This is a genomic window from Streptococcus parasanguinis (assembly GCF_016648925.1).
Lineage (GTDB): Bacteria > Bacillota > Bacilli > Lactobacillales > Streptococcaceae > Streptococcus.
The window spans coordinates 1-16,132 of sequence record NZ_JACLQX010000035.1 but is presented as its reverse complement, the minus strand read 5'-3'; the positions used below and the strand labels follow the sequence as shown (position 1 = coordinate 16,132).

The window sequence follows — 16,132 nt, the reverse complement described above, 5'->3', positions numbered from 1 at the left end:
GAATTCGATTTCGTCGTCCCACCTCCGCACAGTTGAGTAGGGCTGTAAAAGCTGATGAAATCAGCGTAGTAGAGCCCGCTCAACCACTGCGTCTTGCTCGACAATCCAAAAATAATTGAGAGGCTAGGACTTTTGTCCCAGCCTCTTTTTGTGCTTGCAAAACTGTACCCGGACAGTTTGGTTTTTTCACTCTTGTAACCCCTTCTATATCTTGCTAAAATAGAACCATGACACGATACAAAGCAACCATTTCATATGACGGGACCTTGTTTGCAGGGTTTCAACGCCAACCGCATGCCCGTAGTGTGCAGGAAGAAATCGAAAAGACCTTGACGCGTCTCAATCAAGGAACCCCTGTTACCGTTCATGGAGCGGGGCGAACGGATTCAGGTGTCCATGCTCTTGGGCAGGTGATTCATTTTGATCTCCCCCAAGCGCGGGACGAGGAAAAGCTCCGCTTTGCCCTCGATACCCAAACCCCAGAGGATATTGATTTCATCCGAGTAGAGCAAGTAGCAGATGACTTTCACTCACGCTATAAGAAGCACAGCAAAACCTATGAATTTATCGTGGATTATGGTCGTCCCAAGAACCCCATGATGCGCCACTATGCCACCCACTATCCTTATCCTTTGGATGTGGAAAAGATGCAAGTAGCCATCCAAAAGTTGGAGGGAACCCATGATTTCACCGGTTTCACCGCTTCGGGAACCAGTGTGGAAGATAAGGTTCGTACGATTACAGAGGCTCGCTTGGTTGAGGATGCAGAACATCATCGCCTTGTCTTTACCTTTTCGGGCAATGGTTTTCTCTATAAGCAAATCCGCAATATGGTGGGAACTTTGTTGAAGATCGGAAATGATCGGATGCCGATCGAGCAGATCGATCTAATTTTAGAAAAGAAGGACCGCAATCTTGCAGGTCCTACAGCAGCGCCAAATGGCTTATATTTAAAGGAGATCCGTTATGAGTAATGAATTGATTCTAGCTATTTCAGGAAATGATATTTTTAGTGGAGGAGGTCTTCATGCAGACCTTGCAACCTATACAACCAACAAACAGCATGGTTTTGTAGCGGTGACTTGTTTGACCGCTATGACGGAGAACGGTTTTGAAGTGATTCCGGTGGATCCGACGACCTTTGCTCAACAGCTCAACTCTCTCAAGGATGTTCCTTTTTCTGCTATTAAACTCGGTCTTTTGCCAGATGTTGAAGTGGCAGACTTGGCCTTGGACTATGTCAAAGCCCATGCGGAGATCCCAGTGGTACTAGATCCTGTCTTGGTCTGCAAGGAAAGCCATGATGTGGAAGTTTCAGCTCTTCGAGACGAATTGATCAAGTTCTTCCCTTATGTGACTATCATTACGCCAAACTTACCAGAAGCTGAGATCTTGACCCAAAGCAAGATTCAATCGCTCGACGATATGAAGGAGGCAGCGCGCAAGCTCCACGAATTAGGAGCAGCGAATGTCGTGGTCAAAGGAGGCAATCGTCTCAATAAAGAAAAGGCCATCGATGTCTTTTATGATGGGACGGACTTCACCATCATTGAAGAGCCGGTCTTAGAAAAGAACAATACAGGAGCAGGTTGTACCTTTGCGTCTAGCATTTCCAGCCAGTTGGTGAAAGGGAAATCTCCACTTGAAGCTGTTAAAGCCTCTAAAGACTTTGTTTTCCAAGCGATTCAACATTCAGACCAGTATGGAGTAGTACAATATGACATCTAATCGAACTCAACTCATTGCCCGCCTCTCTATTTTGACAGCCTTGACAGTTGTACTTGGCTACTATACCAAACTTCCAACTCCTACAGGGATCGTCACCCTGCTAGATCTTGGTGCCTATTTCACAGCCTTCTATTTTGGACGCAAGGAAGGTGCGATTGTCGGTGGTGTCGGAGCCTTCCTACTCGACCTCATTTCAGGCTATCCTCAGTGGATGTTCTTTAGCCTCCTCTTTCACGGGGGACAAGGCTATTTCGCTGGCTTCAAGGGCAAAGCTCGTTACCTAGGCTTGCTCCTTGCGACAGTCGTGATGGTAGGCGGATACGCACTGGCTTCTGCCCTCTTTTTAGGCAATGGTTGGGGTGCTGCTATCTCGGACATTCCGAATAACCTCGCTCAGAATTTTGTTGGAATGGCTTTAGGCTATGTGGTCTATTATGCATTTCAAAAGAAAGGAAGCTAATTCATGGATCTGGAGCAACTGAAGAAGGATACAAAAGAAATCCTGGTAGATGTCTTGGAAAAAAGCCGTCTCCACCAAGGACAGATTCTAGTCCTCGGGATGTCTTCCAGTGAAGTTGCAGGAGGGCAAATTGGAAAGGCCTCCAACATCGACATTGCTGAAGCTATTGTCCAGACCTTGCTAGATGAGTTGAATCCAAGAGGGATTTATCTAGCGGTACAAGGATGTGAGCATCTCAATCGCGCCTTGGTGGTCGAAAGAGAATTGGCGGACAAGAAGGAGCTAGAAATCGTCAATGTCCTTCCGAGTCTCCATGCAGGAGGTGCTGGACAACTCGCAGCTTTCAAGTATTTTAAGGATCCTGTTGAGGTGGAATTTATCACAGCCCAAGCCGGGTTAGACATCGGAGATACCTCAGTAGGGATGCATGTCAAACACGTGCAAGTTCCGATTCGCCCTATCTTGCGTGAGCTAGGTGGAGCCCATGTCACAGCCCTTGCCAGTCGGCCAAAATTGATCGGCGGCGCCCGTGCTCTCTACCTCGATGATCCCATCCGAAAATCATAATCAGAACTAGCTTTTAAGGGCTAGTTTTTTTGGATGAAAAGAGAGGCAAAAACGTTTTAAAACTTGCAATTTCAAAGTTTTGTGGTAAAATTATAAGGAATGACTATATTATTTTAAGGAGAGACAGAATGTCTGTATCATTTGAAAACAAAGAAACTAACCACGGTGTATTGACTTTCACAATCAGCCAAGAGCAAATCAAACCTGCTTTGGACCGTGTGTTTGAGTCAGTTAAGAAAACTTTGAACGTACCTGGATTCCGTAAAGGTCATATTCCACGTCCAATCTTCAACCAACGTTTTGGTGAAGAAGCACTTTACCAAGATGCTTTGAACGATCTTCTTCCAGCAGCATATGAAGCAGCTGTTAAAGAAGCTGGAATCGAAGTGGTAGCACAACCAACTTTCGATGTTGTATCTATGGAAAAAGGTCAAGACTGGACATTGACAGCAGCTGTTGTAACAAAACCTGAAGTAAAATTGGGTGCTTACAAAGACCTTGAAGTATCAGTAGAAGTTTCTAAAGAAGTAACAGACGCTGATGTGGATGCTCGTATCGAACGCGAACGCAACAACTTGGCTGAATTGGTTGTTAAAGAAGGTGCTGCAGCAGAAGGTGACACAGTTGTGATCGACTTCGTAGGTTCTATCGACGGTGTTGAATTCGACGGTGGTAAAGGTGACAACTTCTCACTTGGACTTGGTTCAGGACAATTCATCCCAGGTTTCGAAGACCAATTGGTTGGACACTCTGCTGGTGAAACAGTTGATGTGATCGTAACCTTCCCAGAAGACTACCAAGCAGCTGACCTTGCAGGTAAAGAAGCGAAATTCGTGACAACTATCCACGAAGTAAAAGCAAAAGAAGTACCAGCTCTTGACGATGAATTGGCAAAAGACATCGACGAAGAAGTTGAAACTCTTGACGAATTGAAAGAAAAATACCGCAAAGAATTGGCAGCAGCTAAAGAAGAAGCATACAATGATGCAGTAGAAGCAGCAGCAATCGATCTTGCTGTTGAAAACGCTGAAATCGTTGACCTTCCAGAAGAAATGATCCACGAAGAAGTACACCGTTCAATCAACGAGTTCCTTGGAAACATGCAACGTCAAGGTATCTCACCTGAAATGTACTTCCAAATCACTGGAACAACTCAAGAAGATCTTCACAAACAATACGAAGCAGAAGCTGAAAGCCGTACGAAGACAAACCTTGTGGTTGAAGCAGTAGCGAAAGCAGAAGGCTTCGAAGCAACTGAAGAAGAAATCAACGCTGAAATCGAACAATTGGCAGCAGATTACAATATGCCAGTTGAACAAGTTCGCAACCTTCTTTCACCAGAAATGTTGAAACATGACATCACAGTGAAGAAAGCAGTGAACGTGATCACAAGCACAGCAAAAGTAAAATAATTTAGATAAAAAAGGCTGGGCAACAACTGTCCAGCCTTTGATGTTTGATAGAAATAACTGTATGACGCAGTGGTTGATTGGCATCTTTGTTCGCCTTTAAGCTCCAAAGATGACCTAATCAACTGTGCGGGGGTGGGAAAACGAACTCTTTTTAACTAGTCGGAGTTCTTTCCCACTCCCTTTTCTGATTTCATGGAGAATCCTGGAATTTTCCTTTGACGAAAGGGGAAATTTATCGTACAATAGAGTGTAACGATAAAATGCGTGATAGATTTAGTGACGAGAAGTTTTCAATCTATCATTGAGGATAGGATGAGGTTTAAGACCGGATCCTTCTCCATTTAGGAAATGAAACATAAGGAGATTTACCCTTGGAATTAGAAGTATTTGCTGGACAAGAAAAAAGTGAACTTTCTATGATTGAAGTGGCGCGTGCGATTTTGGAATTACGCGGACGTGACCATGAAATGTACTTTAGCGATCTTGTAAATGAAATTCAAAATTACCTTGAAAAATCAAACAGCGAGATCCGTGAAGCTCTTCCATTGTTCTACACAGAATTGAATGTAGATGGAAGCTTTATCCCACTTGGAGATAACAAATGGGGTCTTCGTTCATGGTATGCCATCGATGAAGTTGACGAAGAAATCATCGCTCTTGAAGAAACAGACGAAGATGAAACTCCTAAGAAACGGAAGAAAAAACGTGTCAATGCCTTCATGGATGGAGACGAAGATGCGATCGACTACAACGACGATGATCCAGAAGACGAAGAAGTTTACGAAGCAGATCCAGCTCTTTCATATGATGAAGAAAATCCAGATGATGAAAAGAGTGAAGTCGAAGCTTACGATGCTGAAATCAATGAAATCGTACCAGATGATTTAGGTGAGGAAGTTGAATTGAGCGAAGAAGACGACGAAGAAGAGGATTCTGAAGACGAGGAAGAAGAATAAATCATAAGAAGAGGCTGGGACAAAAGTCCTAGCCTCTCAATTGTTTTTGGATTGTCGAGCAAGACGCAGTGGTTGAGTGGGCTCTACTACGCTGATTTCATTAGCTTTTACAGCCCTACTCAACTGTGCGGAGGTGGGACGACGAAATCGAATTCTAACGAATTACCGATTTCTGTCCCACTCTCTTTTTGTTTGCATTGAAAAAAGTGATGAAATGTCGTATGATAAACGTGTAAGGTTTCCCAATAGGAGGTGTTCCAGATGGACTTTCGTTTAGATCAAAGTTTAGTAGCTCTTGGTATTGATACAGTTGTGGTCGGAATTGCTAGAAATGTGGATCCTCAAGCAGTTTTGCTCCCTTCTTTTCTTGAAAAGAAGAAAGAGCTTGAACAATGGGCGCTCCAGTGTCAGACAGAAGAAGTAGGGGCATCTCCTGTCATTAAAGGGTATACAGACCTTTTGCAAAAAGTAGGGCGTAGCATCAAGAAAAATCCACCAACAGTCCTAGCTCTTATCCGAAACATCCAGCATCGAGGAGCTCTTCCTCAGATCAATAGCATCATCGATATCTATAATGTCGAATCGCTGAAGTCTTTTCTCGCGATCGGAGGACATGACCTAGATAAGATTGAGGGACCGATTGAATTTACAGTGAGTCAAAGAGACGATCTCTTTCTCCCTATCCTTTCTAGTGAAAAACATGTCGCACCGACAGATCCTGTCTACCGGGATCAAAAAGGAGTTCTGGCTTGGTTGGATGTACGCGATAGTGACCATTACAAATTTGAGGAGACTACGCAAAACGCCCTCTTTGTCATCCAAGGAAATACCGAGACGTCAGTCGAGATGCGTTTAGAAGCGCTAGAACGAATCCACAAGGACCTTGCTCTTTGCATGCCTCAGCTTCAATTTGAGAAATTTCTCGTCACACAAAATGGAGTGGAAAAGGTCGTGTAAACAGCGAAAATCATTTTCATGAAATTTTCAATTTGACAAAGTAATCCATTTGCGGTAAGATATTGTTCGGGCACCTCATTTTGAGGTCGGAGCTCCCTAAGGATTAGGGAGCTATTTTTGTTTTTTCTGCAAAGAGGAATGGCCTCTACAACAATAGAAGAAGAGGAAAGCACATGTCAACAAAATATATTTTTGTCACGGGTGGTGTCGTATCATCCATCGGGAAAGGGATTGTCGCAGCAAGTCTTGGTCGCTTGCTCAAAAATCGTGGATTGAAAGTGACGATCCAAAAATTTGACCCTTATATCAATATTGACCCAGGGACGATGAGTCCTTACCAACACGGGGAAGTATTTGTCACAGACGATGGCGCAGAGACAGACTTGGACCTTGGTCACTATGAACGCTTCATTGATATCAATCTGAATAAGTACTCAAATGTGACAACAGGGAAAATTTATAGCGAAGTCCTTCGCAAAGAACGTCGCGGAGAATACTTGGGCGCGACTGTACAGGTGATTCCTCATATTACAGATGCCTTGAAAGAAAAGATCAAACGAGCAGCGACGACGACGGATTCAGATGTCATCATCACAGAAGTCGGGGGAACAGTTGGAGACATTGAGTCCCTTCCTTTCCTTGAAGCTCTTCGTCAAATGAAGGCAGATGTTGGTGCTGAAAACGTTATGTACATCCACACCACTCTTCTACCTTACTTGAAGGCTGCGGGAGAAATGAAAACCAAGCCGACCCAACACTCTGTGAAAGAATTGCGTGGTCTTGGAATTCAACCAAATATGTTGGTCATCCGTACAGAAAAACCAGCTGGTCAAGGAATTAAGAACAAGTTGGCTCAATTCTGTGATGTGGCACCAGAAGCTGTCATCGAGTCACTTGATGTGGAACATTTGTACCAAATCCCATTGAACTTGCAAGCACAAAATATGGACCAAATCGTTTGTGACCATTTGAAATTGGATGTTCCTGCAGCAGATATGACAGAATGGTCTGCGATGGTCGACAAGGTCATGAACCTCAAGAAGCAGGTCAAGATTTCCTTGGTTGGAAAATACGTAGAATTGCAAGATGCCTACATTTCTGTCGTTGAGGCCTTGAAGCACTCAGGGTATGCCAATGATGCAGAGGTCAAGATTAATTGGGTCAATGCCAATGATGTGACAGCTGAAAATGTGGCAGAACTCCTTGGAGATGCGGATGGGATCATCGTCCCAGGTGGTTTTGGTCAACGGGGGACAGAAGGAAAAATTCAAGCCATCAAGTATGCGCGTGAACAAGACGTCCCAATGTTGGGTGTCTGCTTGGGTATGCAGTTAACCTGTATCGAATTTGCCCGTCACGTTTTAGGCTTGGAAGGGGCCAATTCATCCGAATTGGATCCAGAAACCAAGTATCCAATTATCGATATCATGCGGGACCAAATTGATGTGGAAGACATGGGAGGAACGCTCCGTCTCGGTCTTTACCCATCTAAACTCAAACGAGGATCAAAAGCAGCCGCTGCCTATGATAATCAAGAAGTGGTACAACGTCGCCACCGTCACCGTTATGAGTTTAACAATGCTTTCCGTGAACAGTTCGAAGAAGCAGGATTTGTCTTCTCAGGCGTTTCACCAGACAACCGTTTGGTCGAAATCGTTGAAATCCCAGAAAACAAATTCTTTGTTGCTTGCCAATACCACCCAGAATTGTCAAGCCGTCCAAACCGCCCAGAAGGACTTTACACAGCCTTTATCACAGCGGCAGTTGAAAACCACGATAGCAAATAAAAATCAAGGGAGCAGGTCGAAGGACCTGCTCCCTTTTTGTGAAAAAATGACAAACTCTGAAAAAAGTTTGAAAAAAATCTTGACAAAAAAGTCGTTGATTGATATACTAGTAAAGTACTCAATCGCGGGGATGGCGGAATTGGCAGACGCGCAGGACTAAGGATCCTGTGACCGCTTTAGGTCGTGAGGGTTCAAGTCCCTCTCTCCGCATCGGATCAAGATAGCTTCGGCTATCTTTTTTTGTTTTCAAATTTCTTTGTGGTAGAATAGGTGTGAGATGAGGTGAGAACATGAAGAAAAAGGATCTGGTATTGGCCGATGGCCTTTTTGCACTATTGGGAAGTGCCATTAATTTTTTCGGTCCTATCCTGATTTTAGCGATGGGGATAGGCGCATACAAGGATACTTTTAGATATTTTATCGCCTTAAACATATGGAATGTTTTCATTTTTTTAGTGGCGATTGCTTCTAAGTATCTGCTCAGAGATGAAAAAAGAATCAAAAAATGGATTCTTCATCTTTTTCTGATAGCAGGCAGTATACTCTTTCTTGCGTCAATCCTTGCAGTGTGTGAGAATATTCCCTTTCTTGAGGGAGTGCTAAACGGACTTCTTGGAAAAATATTTACCGACAGTCAGTTATTTGCTGCTTATTTCTATTCTCAATGGGTTGCAGCGGTATCCCTTGTGATTTGCGGGATTGCCTTTCTCCTTTCACTAAAAAAATTTAAAGAAGAGAATTGAAGGGGGTGTAAGTCCCCTTCTTTTACTTGTTTGCTAGGATGAGAGTCTTAGGAGATAGGAGATTCCGTCCTATTTATCGGAAGAAATCGCTTAAAGCTACAGGAAAAACTAGCAATTTCATCTAAAAAGTGATAAAATAAACAATGTAAGTGGGGTTAGCCCCACAAAAATATATAGGAGGCCTATGACTAATGGCAATCGTTTCAGCAGAAAAATTTGTCCAAGCAGCTCGTGACAATGGTTATGCAGTTGGTGGATTTAACACAAACAACCTTGAGTGGACTCAAGCTATCTTGCGTGCAGCAGAAGCTAAGAAAGCTCCAGTACTTATCCAAACTTCTATGGGTGCTGCTAAATACATGGGTGGTTACAAAGTATGTAAAGCCCTTATTGAAAACCTTGTAGAATCAATGGGTATCACTGTACCAGTTGCTATTCACCTTGACCATGGTCACTACGACGATGCTCTTGAATGTATCGAAGCTGGTTACACTTCAATCATGTTTGACGGTTCACACCTTCCAGTTGAAGAAAATCTTAAATTGGCGAAAGATGTCGTTGAAAAAGCTCATGCTAAAGGTATCTCAGTAGAAGCTGAAGTTGGTACTATCGGTGGTGAAGAAGACGGTATCATCGGTGACGGTGAATTGGCACCAATCGAAGATGCTAAAGCAATGGTTGCTACAGGAATCGACTTCTTGGCTGCAGGTATCGGTAACATCCACGGTCCTTACCCAGCAAACTGGAAAGGTCTTCACCTTGACCACTTGCAAAAATTGACTGAAGCTGTTCCAGGATTCCCAATCGTATTGCACGGTGGATCAGGTATCCCTGATGATCAAATCCAAGCAGCGATCAAACTTGGTGTTGCGAAAGTTAACGTGAACACTGAATGCCAAATCGCATTTGCAAATGCTACTCGTCAATTCGTACGTGAATACGATGCAAACGAAGCAGAATACGACAAGAAGAAACTCTTCGACCCACGTAAATTCTTGAAACCAGGTTTCGAAGCAATTACAGCAGCTGTTGAAGAACGTATCGACGTATTCGGTTCAGAAGGCAAAGCTTAATAAAAAACAGGAAAGCAAGGTCCCATGTGGATCTTGTTTTTTTATATGATATGAAGATAGAAATCTGTCAAACGACTTCCTCTAGTAGGTCTAGGATTGAATACCTATTAATAGAATATGCAATAAAGACAGGTTACATATCGAGATGAATTATCTTTTATTTACATTTATATCTATAGTCGATACAATTCATAGCAATCATTATATTCTATAAAAATCTGTTATACAAACTATTAGTTTCTTTTATACTAAATTAATTCGATGAATCCAATTAATTTTTTGCTTTTAGTACTAGGTTGTGATAAAATAAAATTGAAGTTTCAGGGATAGAAAAGGGAGTGTAAAATGAAAAACACTAAATTATTATTAACAGTTTTAATAGCTGGTTCATTACTAACAGCTTGTCGTACAAATAATGAGTCTAAAACAACGGCTTCTTCTGATAAGAATCCTGTAGTAAAGACTAAGTCTCCTTCAAACTCTAATAAATCTACAACGGAAGAAGATCTTAATGATAAGAACTCATTTGTAGTTAAGATGAATAAGTTTGCGAAGTTATCGAAATCTACTGAGGAAATCTATGTCACAGGAGATGTTGTGGTAGGCGAGAGCGGAGATGTAAAACCTGGAATTTATGACTTGGAAATTACAGGAGGAAGTGGCAATATTTTTGGAGACAGGAAGGATTTTTCTTCGCCTTTTATTAATTGGGTAGCAGGAGCTCAAGGAACATCTACAGATTCTCCTTCAAAAATAAGAATGGTTTTATTTGAAGGAGATAAATTAAATTTTAGTAATATTTCCAAGATTAAATTCAATGCAGTACCAGAAAAAGTACAAATGAGTAATGAGTTGGGAATTGGAGAATATGTTGTAGGTCGCGATGTTAAAGCTGGTACATATAGGTTAAGTACTAATATTAATATGAATTCAGAGCTTCAAAATTTGGGCTGGTCGCTCTCTATATATAATATGTTAACAAAAACATCTAAAAACCAAACGTTAGATCCTAGCAATCTAGATGTTGCTGTGAAACTAGAAGAGGGAGAAATTGTCTCGATCAATTTATATAATACTGATGATAATGTATCGAGTGATGATGCTAGATTAATTTTCACTGAATTAAAATAGGTAATGCAATACGAACTAGAGGTTTATCCGTAAGGATAAGCCTTTTTGTAGAGTTGGAGGTTATTATTTATCTCTTTTATTATTGCAATAAAAATATCTCATTCGTATTGCTAAAACACTCTAAAGCTTGTACAATAACACTATGAAAAAATTCAAACAGTTTAGCTGGATCATTTTTGTTGTTCTTATCCTTTTTCTAGGAGGTACATTTGGTTTTCACCAACTTAGTTTGCAAAAAGAAAGTAAGCTTCTCATGCCTATAGGTAAGAAGGTTGTAGTCAATGGACATCAAATGAATGTATACATTAAAGGTGAAGGATCTGAAACGATAGTATTTCTTTCAGGTGCAGGTATTGCTTCACCTATATTAGACTTTAAGAATCTAACAGATTCCCTATCCAAAAAATACAAAGTAGTCATCGTAGAGCGGGCTGGCTATGGTTATAGCGAGGATAGTAACCAATCCAGAGATGTGATGGAAGTTTTGTTTGAGACACGTCAAGCTCTATCACAAGCAAATGTAATAGGTCCTTTTATCATTTTGTCTCATTCAATGGCTAGTCTTGAGAGCCTGGCTTGGCAAGAGAAATATCCGAATGAAGTGAAGGCTTTGATTGGCCTGGATTGGGCCTTGCCAGCGAGTTATGAAGATTTAAAGGATAATCAGGCCTTGCTTACTGTGGCTTATTGGAGCAGTAAGATTGGCTTATTACGCTATTTCCCTGAGTCCTTTTATATAAAAAATCCAACTCTGACTGAAACTGAACGACAACAATATAAATTACTAGCATATAAGCAGTTGATGTCACAAGCCATGCTTCATGAATCCCGTTTGGCAAAGGAAAATGCCAAGAAAGTTCCATCTAGCATTAATCCGAAAATTCCAGCCTTACTAATGGTTTCTAATGGTGATGGTACTAGCTTTAGCCAATCTGAGTGGCAACGTTATGCAGAGAGATTTGCAAGCGACCAGTCTAATGTTCAAGTCGTCTATATGGATGCGCCTCACGACCTCTATCATTATCAAAGCGATGCTATTGTTTCTCGCATTAAAGAATTTTTAGAGAATAATTGAGGGCTTAAAAATCCATTGAGACTGATGATAATAATTAAATGCTGAAGGATTAACAGTAGAATCGTTAATTTTCTCGATTAAAAAAATTCTTTTTCTTAACAAAAAACCTGCCCCTAAGGGCAGGTTTTTTGGTGTCTTAAGGAAACTATTTAACAGAATTTTTGATTAAAAGTTTCATTTTAAGAGAGAAATCTCTAATTTTATAATCAACAAGCAAACGCTTGCATTCCTTTTTTTATTAGATTATAATAGGTTGGTATAAAGCCTTCTGTAATAATATTTAGAAAGTGTAGAAAGTAAGGATTTAGAATATTTGTGGTCAAAAATACAATGTTGCTTCTTACGATAGGGAGATAGATATGGCAATGATAGAAGTGCAACATCTTCGGAAAAATTTTGTGAAGACAGTTAAGGAGCCGGGGTTAAAGGGAGCCTTGCGCTCCTTTATTCATCCTGAAAAGCAGACCTTTGAAGCGGTCAAGGATTTAACTTTTGAAGTTCCAAAAGGGCAGATTTTAGGATTTATCGGGGCAAATGGTGCTGGGAAGTCAACCACCATCAAAATGCTGACAGGAATTTTGAAGCCCACATCTGGCTTTTGTCGGATTAACGGCAAGATTCCCCAGGATAATCGCCAAGATTATGTCAAGGATATTGGAGTCGTTTTCGGACAACGCACCCAGCTATGGTGGGATTTGGCTTTGCAAGAGACCTACACGGTTTTGAAAGAGATCTATGATGTACCGGACTCGCTTTTCCAAAAGCGCATGGACTTTTTGAATGAAGTTTTGGATTTGAAGGAATTTATCAAGGATCCTGTGCGGACTCTTTCACTAGGTCAACGGATGCGGGCGGATATTGCGGCTTCCTTGCTTCACAATCCCAAAGTTCTCTTTTTAGATGAACCGACTATTGGTTTGGATGTGTCGGTCAAGGACAACATTCGTCGGGCCATTACCCAGATTAATCAGGAGGAAGAGACAACTATTCTCTTGACTACTCATGATTTGAGTGATATTGAGCAACTCTGTGATCGGATTTTTATGATTGATAAGGGGCAAGAGATTTTTGATGGAACGGTGAGCCAGCTCAAGGAGACCTTTGGAAAGATGAAGACTCTCTCCTTTGACCTGACGCCAGGTCAAAATCATCTAGTCTCTCATTATGAGGGTTTGCCTGATATGTCCATTGATAGACAAGGAAATACTCTCAATATTGAATTCGATAGTTCCCGCTACCAGTCGGCCGATATTATCAAGCAAACCTTATCTGATTTTGAGGTCCGTGATTTGAAGATGGTAGATACGGATATTGAAGATATTATCCGTCGCTTCTATCGAAAGGAGCTCTAAGATGGTCAAATTGTGGAGACGTTATAAACCCTTTATCAATGCAGGGATTCAGGAGTTGATTAGCTATCGAGTCAACTTTATTCTTTATCGGATTGGCGATGTCATGGGTGCTTTTGTGGCTTTTTATCTATGGAAGGCTGTCTTTGATTCCTCCCAGGAGACTTTGATTCAGGGCTTCAGTATGGCGGATATCACCCTCTACATCATCATGAGTTTTGTGACTAATCTTCTGACTAGGTCGGATTCTTCCTTTATGATTGGTGATGAGGTCAAGGATGGTTCCATTATCATGCGCTTGTTGCGACCAGTGCATTTTGCGGCTTCTTACCTCTTTACGGAGCTTGGTTCCAAGTGGTTGATTTTTATCTCTGTTGGACTGCCATTTTTAAGTGTCATTGTTTTGATGAAAATCTTATCTGGGCAAGGGATTGTAGAAGTGCTGGGACTAACTACCCTTTATCTTTTTAGCTTAACGCTGGCCTATCTGATTAACTTTTTCTTTAATATCTGCTTTGGATTTTCAGCCTTTGTATTTAAAAATCTTTGGGGTTCCAACCTACTTAAGACTTCCATAGTGGCCTTTATGTCTGGGAGTTTGATTCCCTTGGCTTTCTTTCCAAAGGTCATTTCAGATATTCTGTCCTTCTTACCTTTCTCATCCTTAATTTACACTCCGGTCATGATTATTGTTGGGAAATACGATGCTAGTCAGATTCTTCAAGCACTTTTGCTTCAGCTTTTCTGGCTTATAGTGATGGTGGGCTTGTCTCAGTTGATTTGGAAACGAGTCCAGTCATTTATCACCATTCAGGGAGGTTAGTATGAAAAAATATCAACGCATGCATCTGATTTTTATCAGACAGTACATCAAGCAAATCATGGAATACAAGGTAGATTTTGTGGTTGGTGTGTTGGGAGTCTTTCTGACTCAAGGCCTGAACCTCTTGTTTCTCAATGTCATCTTTCAACACATTCCCTCCCTAGAAGGTTGGACTTTTCAAGAAATTGCCTTTATCTATGGATTTTCCTTAATTCCAAAGGGACTAGATCATCTCTTTTTTGACAATCTCTGGGCTTTAGGTCAACGACTAGTTCGAAAAGGGGAGTTTGACAAGTATCTGACTCGTCCTATCAATCCTCTCTTTCACATCCTCGTTGAGACCTTTCAGATTGATGCCTTGGGTGAACTCTTGGTCGGTGGCATTCTATTAGGAACAACAGTAACTAGCATCTCTTGGACTCTTCCAAAATTCCTGATTTTTCTAGTCTGTATTCCTTTTGCGACCTTGATTTACACTTCTTTAAAAATCGCTACAGCCAGCATCGCTTTTTGGACCAAGCAGTCAGGTGCCATGATTTACATTTTCTATATGTTTAATGATTTTGCCAAGTATCCTATTTCTATTTACAATTCGCTCCTTCGTTGGTTAATTAGCTTTATTGTACCTTTCGCCTTTACGGCCTACTATCCTGCCAGCTATTTCTTGCAGGACAAGGATGGACTCTTTAATATTGGTGGTTTGATTCTGATTTCCCTTGTTTTCTTTGTTATTTCCCTCAAACTTTGGGACAGGGGATTGGATGCCTACGAAAGTGCTGGTTCGTAAGAGGTAAAGTAAGACTAAAATCAAGAAAGGAACTTATGATGTTTGTAATTAAAGAAGTCAAGGGTGAAGATCAAAAAATGGCAGTTGTCGCTGAGATTTTAAGGGATTTGCCAGAATGGTTTGGAATACCAGAAAGCACGCAAGCCTACATTGAAGGAGCTAAGGATTTACGAGTTTGGGCTGCTTATCAAGAAAGTGATGTAGTAGGGTTTATAAGTTTATCATATTCGAGTGAAGATTGTGCTGAAATTGACTGTCTAGGCGTGAAAAAATCATTCCAAGGTCAAGGAATTGGAAGGGAATTAGTTACGACTATAGAAAGAGAAGCAGTCAAACAAGTGGCCTACCTACAGGTCAAAACAGTCGCAGAAGGTTCAAATAAAGATTATGACCGAACAAATGTCTTTTATCGCAGTCTTGGTTTTAAAAAATTAGAGATTTTTCCGCAACTATGGGATCCACAGAATCCATGTCAGATTCTGATTAAAAAGATCAACTAAAAGTGCTTGACATCCGCTATCAGAGTGCTATACTAAGAAGGTAATCGCCGATTTAGCTCAGTTGGTAGAGCAACGCACTCGTAACGCGTAGGTCACAGGTTCGATCCCTGCAATCGGCATAGAAAAAACTGCTTTGAAGGAGCGAGACGATGAATAATGGTGATCACATATTCGTTCTGTCTCGTTTCTTTTTTTGACCGCATAGGCGCCATTTTTGACCGCTTAGTCAAAAGTCCTTGTCTCCATAGGGGCTCTCTGCTATCATAGAATCATCAAAGGAAGCAATACTTCCAATTAATGAAAAAGAGGTATACTATGATGAAAAAATTACTTGGACTTGGTTTTATTCTGGCAGCTCTTGCGGTTGTTATAATGGGAATGGTTGGCTTTCCAAAGCTTGATGTGAATATCTGGCCTTTATTCCCCGTTCTCTTATTTGCTTTCTTTACTCTTGAAAATCTGATGAAACAGGACTACAAGGCAAGTGTCATCTGTGCTTTAATTGCTCTGATGATTGCAAACGCGATCTACGATCTCTTGCCGGTTTCAAATGGCTTAGTGATCACAGCGGGTGTCCTTGCTTGTGTGGGTCTTAGTTTTCTTTTACCGGATAAGGAAAGCAACAAATAAAGGAAGGAGGCTGGGACAAAAGTCCTAGCCTCTCAATTGTTTTTGGATTGTCGAGCAAGACGCAGTGGTTGAGTGGCCTCTACTACGCTGATTTCATCAGCTTTTACAGCCCTACTCAACTGTGCGGAGGTGGGACGACGAAATCGAATTCTAA

The 16,132-nt window shown here is 41.4% G+C and carries 17 protein-coding genes and 2 tRNA genes; all 19 read left to right on the top strand.

Features of this window, described 5'->3' with window-relative positions:
- Positions 1 to 227: 227 nt before the first annotated feature.
- Entirely contained in the window at positions 228 to 974 is a 747-nt protein-coding gene (gene truA / locus H7T97_RS09840; protein ID WP_049491364.1) for a tRNA pseudouridine(38-40) synthase TruA, read from the top strand.
- Positions 967 to 1,728, top strand: a complete 762-nt coding sequence (locus H7T97_RS09835) for a bifunctional hydroxymethylpyrimidine kinase/phosphomethylpyrimidine kinase (protein WP_201090166.1) — start codon at positions 967 to 969, stop codon at positions 1,726 to 1,728. The genes truA and H7T97_RS09835 overlap by 8 nt, the downstream gene beginning before the upstream one ends.
- Positions 1,718 to 2,188 (top strand): ECF transporter S component, encoded by a 471-nt coding sequence (locus H7T97_RS09830; RefSeq protein ID WP_003017988.1) that lies wholly within the window; start codon positions 1,718 to 1,720, stop codon positions 2,186 to 2,188. The genes H7T97_RS09835 and H7T97_RS09830 overlap by 11 nt, the downstream gene beginning before the upstream one ends.
- A gap of 3 nt (positions 2,189 to 2,191) precedes the next feature.
- Positions 2,192 to 2,755 carry a TIGR01440 family protein gene (locus tag H7T97_RS09825; protein ID WP_070505432.1) on the top strand — a complete coding sequence of 188 codons (564 nt, stop codon included), beginning with the start codon at positions 2,192 to 2,194 and terminating at the stop codon, positions 2,753 to 2,755.
- A gap of 128 nt (positions 2,756 to 2,883) precedes the next feature.
- On the top strand, positions 2,884 to 4,167 hold the full coding sequence (gene tig, locus H7T97_RS09820; RefSeq protein WP_003004508.1) for a trigger factor: 1,284 nt from the start codon (positions 2,884 to 2,886) through the stop codon (positions 4,165 to 4,167).
- Positions 4,168 to 4,538: 371 nt separating this feature from the next.
- The gene (rpoE, locus tag H7T97_RS09815; protein ID WP_003010182.1) at positions 4,539 to 5,123 is read left to right on the top strand and encodes a DNA-directed RNA polymerase subunit delta; all 585 of its coding nucleotides are present in this window, start codon (positions 4,539 to 4,541) and stop codon (positions 5,121 to 5,123) included.
- A gap of 261 nt (positions 5,124 to 5,384) precedes the next feature.
- Positions 5,385 to 6,080: a B3/B4 domain-containing protein gene (locus H7T97_RS09810; RefSeq protein ID WP_070674888.1), complete on the top strand. Its 696-nt coding sequence runs from the start codon at positions 5,385 to 5,387 to the stop codon at positions 6,078 to 6,080.
- Between the two features lie 173 nt (positions 6,081 to 6,253).
- Entirely contained in the window at positions 6,254 to 7,867 is a 1,614-nt protein-coding gene (locus tag H7T97_RS09805; RefSeq protein WP_003004055.1) for a CTP synthase, read from the top strand.
- Between the two features lie 124 nt (positions 7,868 to 7,991).
- Positions 7,992 to 8,077 (top strand) — tRNA-Leu (locus tag H7T97_RS09800).
- Between the two features lie 80 nt (positions 8,078 to 8,157).
- The gene (locus H7T97_RS09795) at positions 8,158 to 8,610 is read left to right on the top strand and encodes a hypothetical protein (RefSeq protein WP_049490439.1); all 453 of its coding nucleotides are present in this window, start codon (positions 8,158 to 8,160) and stop codon (positions 8,608 to 8,610) included.
- Between the two features lie 191 nt (positions 8,611 to 8,801).
- Complete coding sequence (locus H7T97_RS09790; RefSeq protein ID WP_003004573.1) at positions 8,802 to 9,683, top strand: class II fructose-bisphosphate aldolase; 882 nt, start codon at positions 8,802 to 8,804, stop codon at positions 9,681 to 9,683.
- A 345-nt stretch (positions 9,684 to 10,028) separates the two neighbouring features.
- A complete protein-coding gene (locus H7T97_RS09785) occupies positions 10,029 to 10,814 on the top strand; it encodes a hypothetical protein (RefSeq protein WP_065426829.1) in 786 nt (261 codons plus the stop codon).
- Positions 10,815 to 10,956: 142 nt separating this feature from the next.
- Complete coding sequence (locus tag H7T97_RS09780) at positions 10,957 to 11,889, top strand: alpha/beta fold hydrolase (RefSeq protein ID WP_201090165.1); 933 nt, start codon at positions 10,957 to 10,959, stop codon at positions 11,887 to 11,889.
- 359 nt (positions 11,890 to 12,248) lie between these two features.
- Positions 12,249 to 13,241, top strand: coding sequence for an ABC transporter ATP-binding protein (locus H7T97_RS09775; RefSeq protein ID WP_195623693.1), 993 nt, complete (start codon positions 12,249 to 12,251; stop codon positions 13,239 to 13,241).
- A gap of 1 nt (position 13,242) precedes the next feature.
- Positions 13,243 to 14,061, top strand: a complete 819-nt coding sequence (locus H7T97_RS09770) for an ABC transporter permease (protein WP_049490444.1) — start codon at positions 13,243 to 13,245, stop codon at positions 14,059 to 14,061.
- A 1-nt stretch (position 14,062) separates the two neighbouring features.
- Entirely contained in the window at positions 14,063 to 14,848 is a 786-nt protein-coding gene (locus tag H7T97_RS09765) for an ABC transporter permease (protein WP_023919332.1), read from the top strand.
- A gap of 38 nt (positions 14,849 to 14,886) precedes the next feature.
- Positions 14,887 to 15,348: a GNAT family N-acetyltransferase gene (locus tag H7T97_RS09760; RefSeq protein WP_049513999.1), complete on the top strand. Its 462-nt coding sequence runs from the start codon at positions 14,887 to 14,889 to the stop codon at positions 15,346 to 15,348.
- A 46-nt stretch (positions 15,349 to 15,394) separates the two neighbouring features.
- Positions 15,395 to 15,467: transfer RNA gene (locus H7T97_RS09755), tRNA-Thr, on the top strand.
- A 199-nt stretch (positions 15,468 to 15,666) separates the two neighbouring features.
- Positions 15,667 to 15,978 carry a LiaF transmembrane domain-containing protein gene (locus H7T97_RS09750; protein WP_201090167.1) on the top strand — a complete coding sequence of 104 codons (312 nt, stop codon included), beginning with the start codon at positions 15,667 to 15,669 and terminating at the stop codon, positions 15,976 to 15,978.
- Positions 15,979 to 16,132 lie beyond the last annotated feature (154 nt).

Bases quoted from the DNA above. Each gene is read 5' to 3' on its own strand.
- truA (WP_049491364.1), top strand. From the start codon at position 228: ATGACACGATACAAAGCAACCATTTCATATGACGGGACCTTGTTTGCA.
- H7T97_RS09835 (WP_201090166.1), top strand. From the start codon at position 967: ATGAGTAATGAATTGATTCTAGCTATTTCAGGAAATGATATTTTTAGT.
- H7T97_RS09830 (WP_003017988.1), top strand. From the start codon at position 1,718: ATGACATCTAATCGAACTCAACTCATTGCCCGCCTCTCTATTTTGACA.
- H7T97_RS09825 (WP_070505432.1), top strand. From the start codon at position 2,192: ATGGATCTGGAGCAACTGAAGAAGGATACAAAAGAAATCCTGGTAGAT.
- tig (WP_003004508.1), top strand. From the start codon at position 2,884: ATGTCTGTATCATTTGAAAACAAAGAAACTAACCACGGTGTATTGACT.
- H7T97_RS09810 (WP_070674888.1), top strand. From the start codon at position 5,385: ATGGACTTTCGTTTAGATCAAAGTTTAGTAGCTCTTGGTATTGATACA.
- H7T97_RS09805 (WP_003004055.1), top strand. From the start codon at position 6,254: ATGTCAACAAAATATATTTTTGTCACGGGTGGTGTCGTATCATCCATC.
- H7T97_RS09795 (WP_049490439.1), top strand. From the start codon at position 8,158: ATGAAGAAAAAGGATCTGGTATTGGCCGATGGCCTTTTTGCACTATTG.
- H7T97_RS09790 (WP_003004573.1), top strand. From the start codon at position 8,802: ATGGCAATCGTTTCAGCAGAAAAATTTGTCCAAGCAGCTCGTGACAAT.
- H7T97_RS09785 (WP_065426829.1), top strand. From the start codon at position 10,029: ATGAAAAACACTAAATTATTATTAACAGTTTTAATAGCTGGTTCATTA.
- H7T97_RS09780 (WP_201090165.1), top strand. From the start codon at position 10,957: ATGAAAAAATTCAAACAGTTTAGCTGGATCATTTTTGTTGTTCTTATC.
- H7T97_RS09775 (WP_195623693.1), top strand. From the start codon at position 12,249: ATGGCAATGATAGAAGTGCAACATCTTCGGAAAAATTTTGTGAAGACA.
- H7T97_RS09770 (WP_049490444.1), top strand. From the start codon at position 13,243: ATGGTCAAATTGTGGAGACGTTATAAACCCTTTATCAATGCAGGGATT.
- H7T97_RS09765 (WP_023919332.1), top strand. From the start codon at position 14,063: ATGAAAAAATATCAACGCATGCATCTGATTTTTATCAGACAGTACATC.
- H7T97_RS09760 (WP_049513999.1), top strand. From the start codon at position 14,887: ATGTTTGTAATTAAAGAAGTCAAGGGTGAAGATCAAAAAATGGCAGTT.
- H7T97_RS09750 (WP_201090167.1), top strand. From the start codon at position 15,667: ATGAAAAAATTACTTGGACTTGGTTTTATTCTGGCAGCTCTTGCGGTT.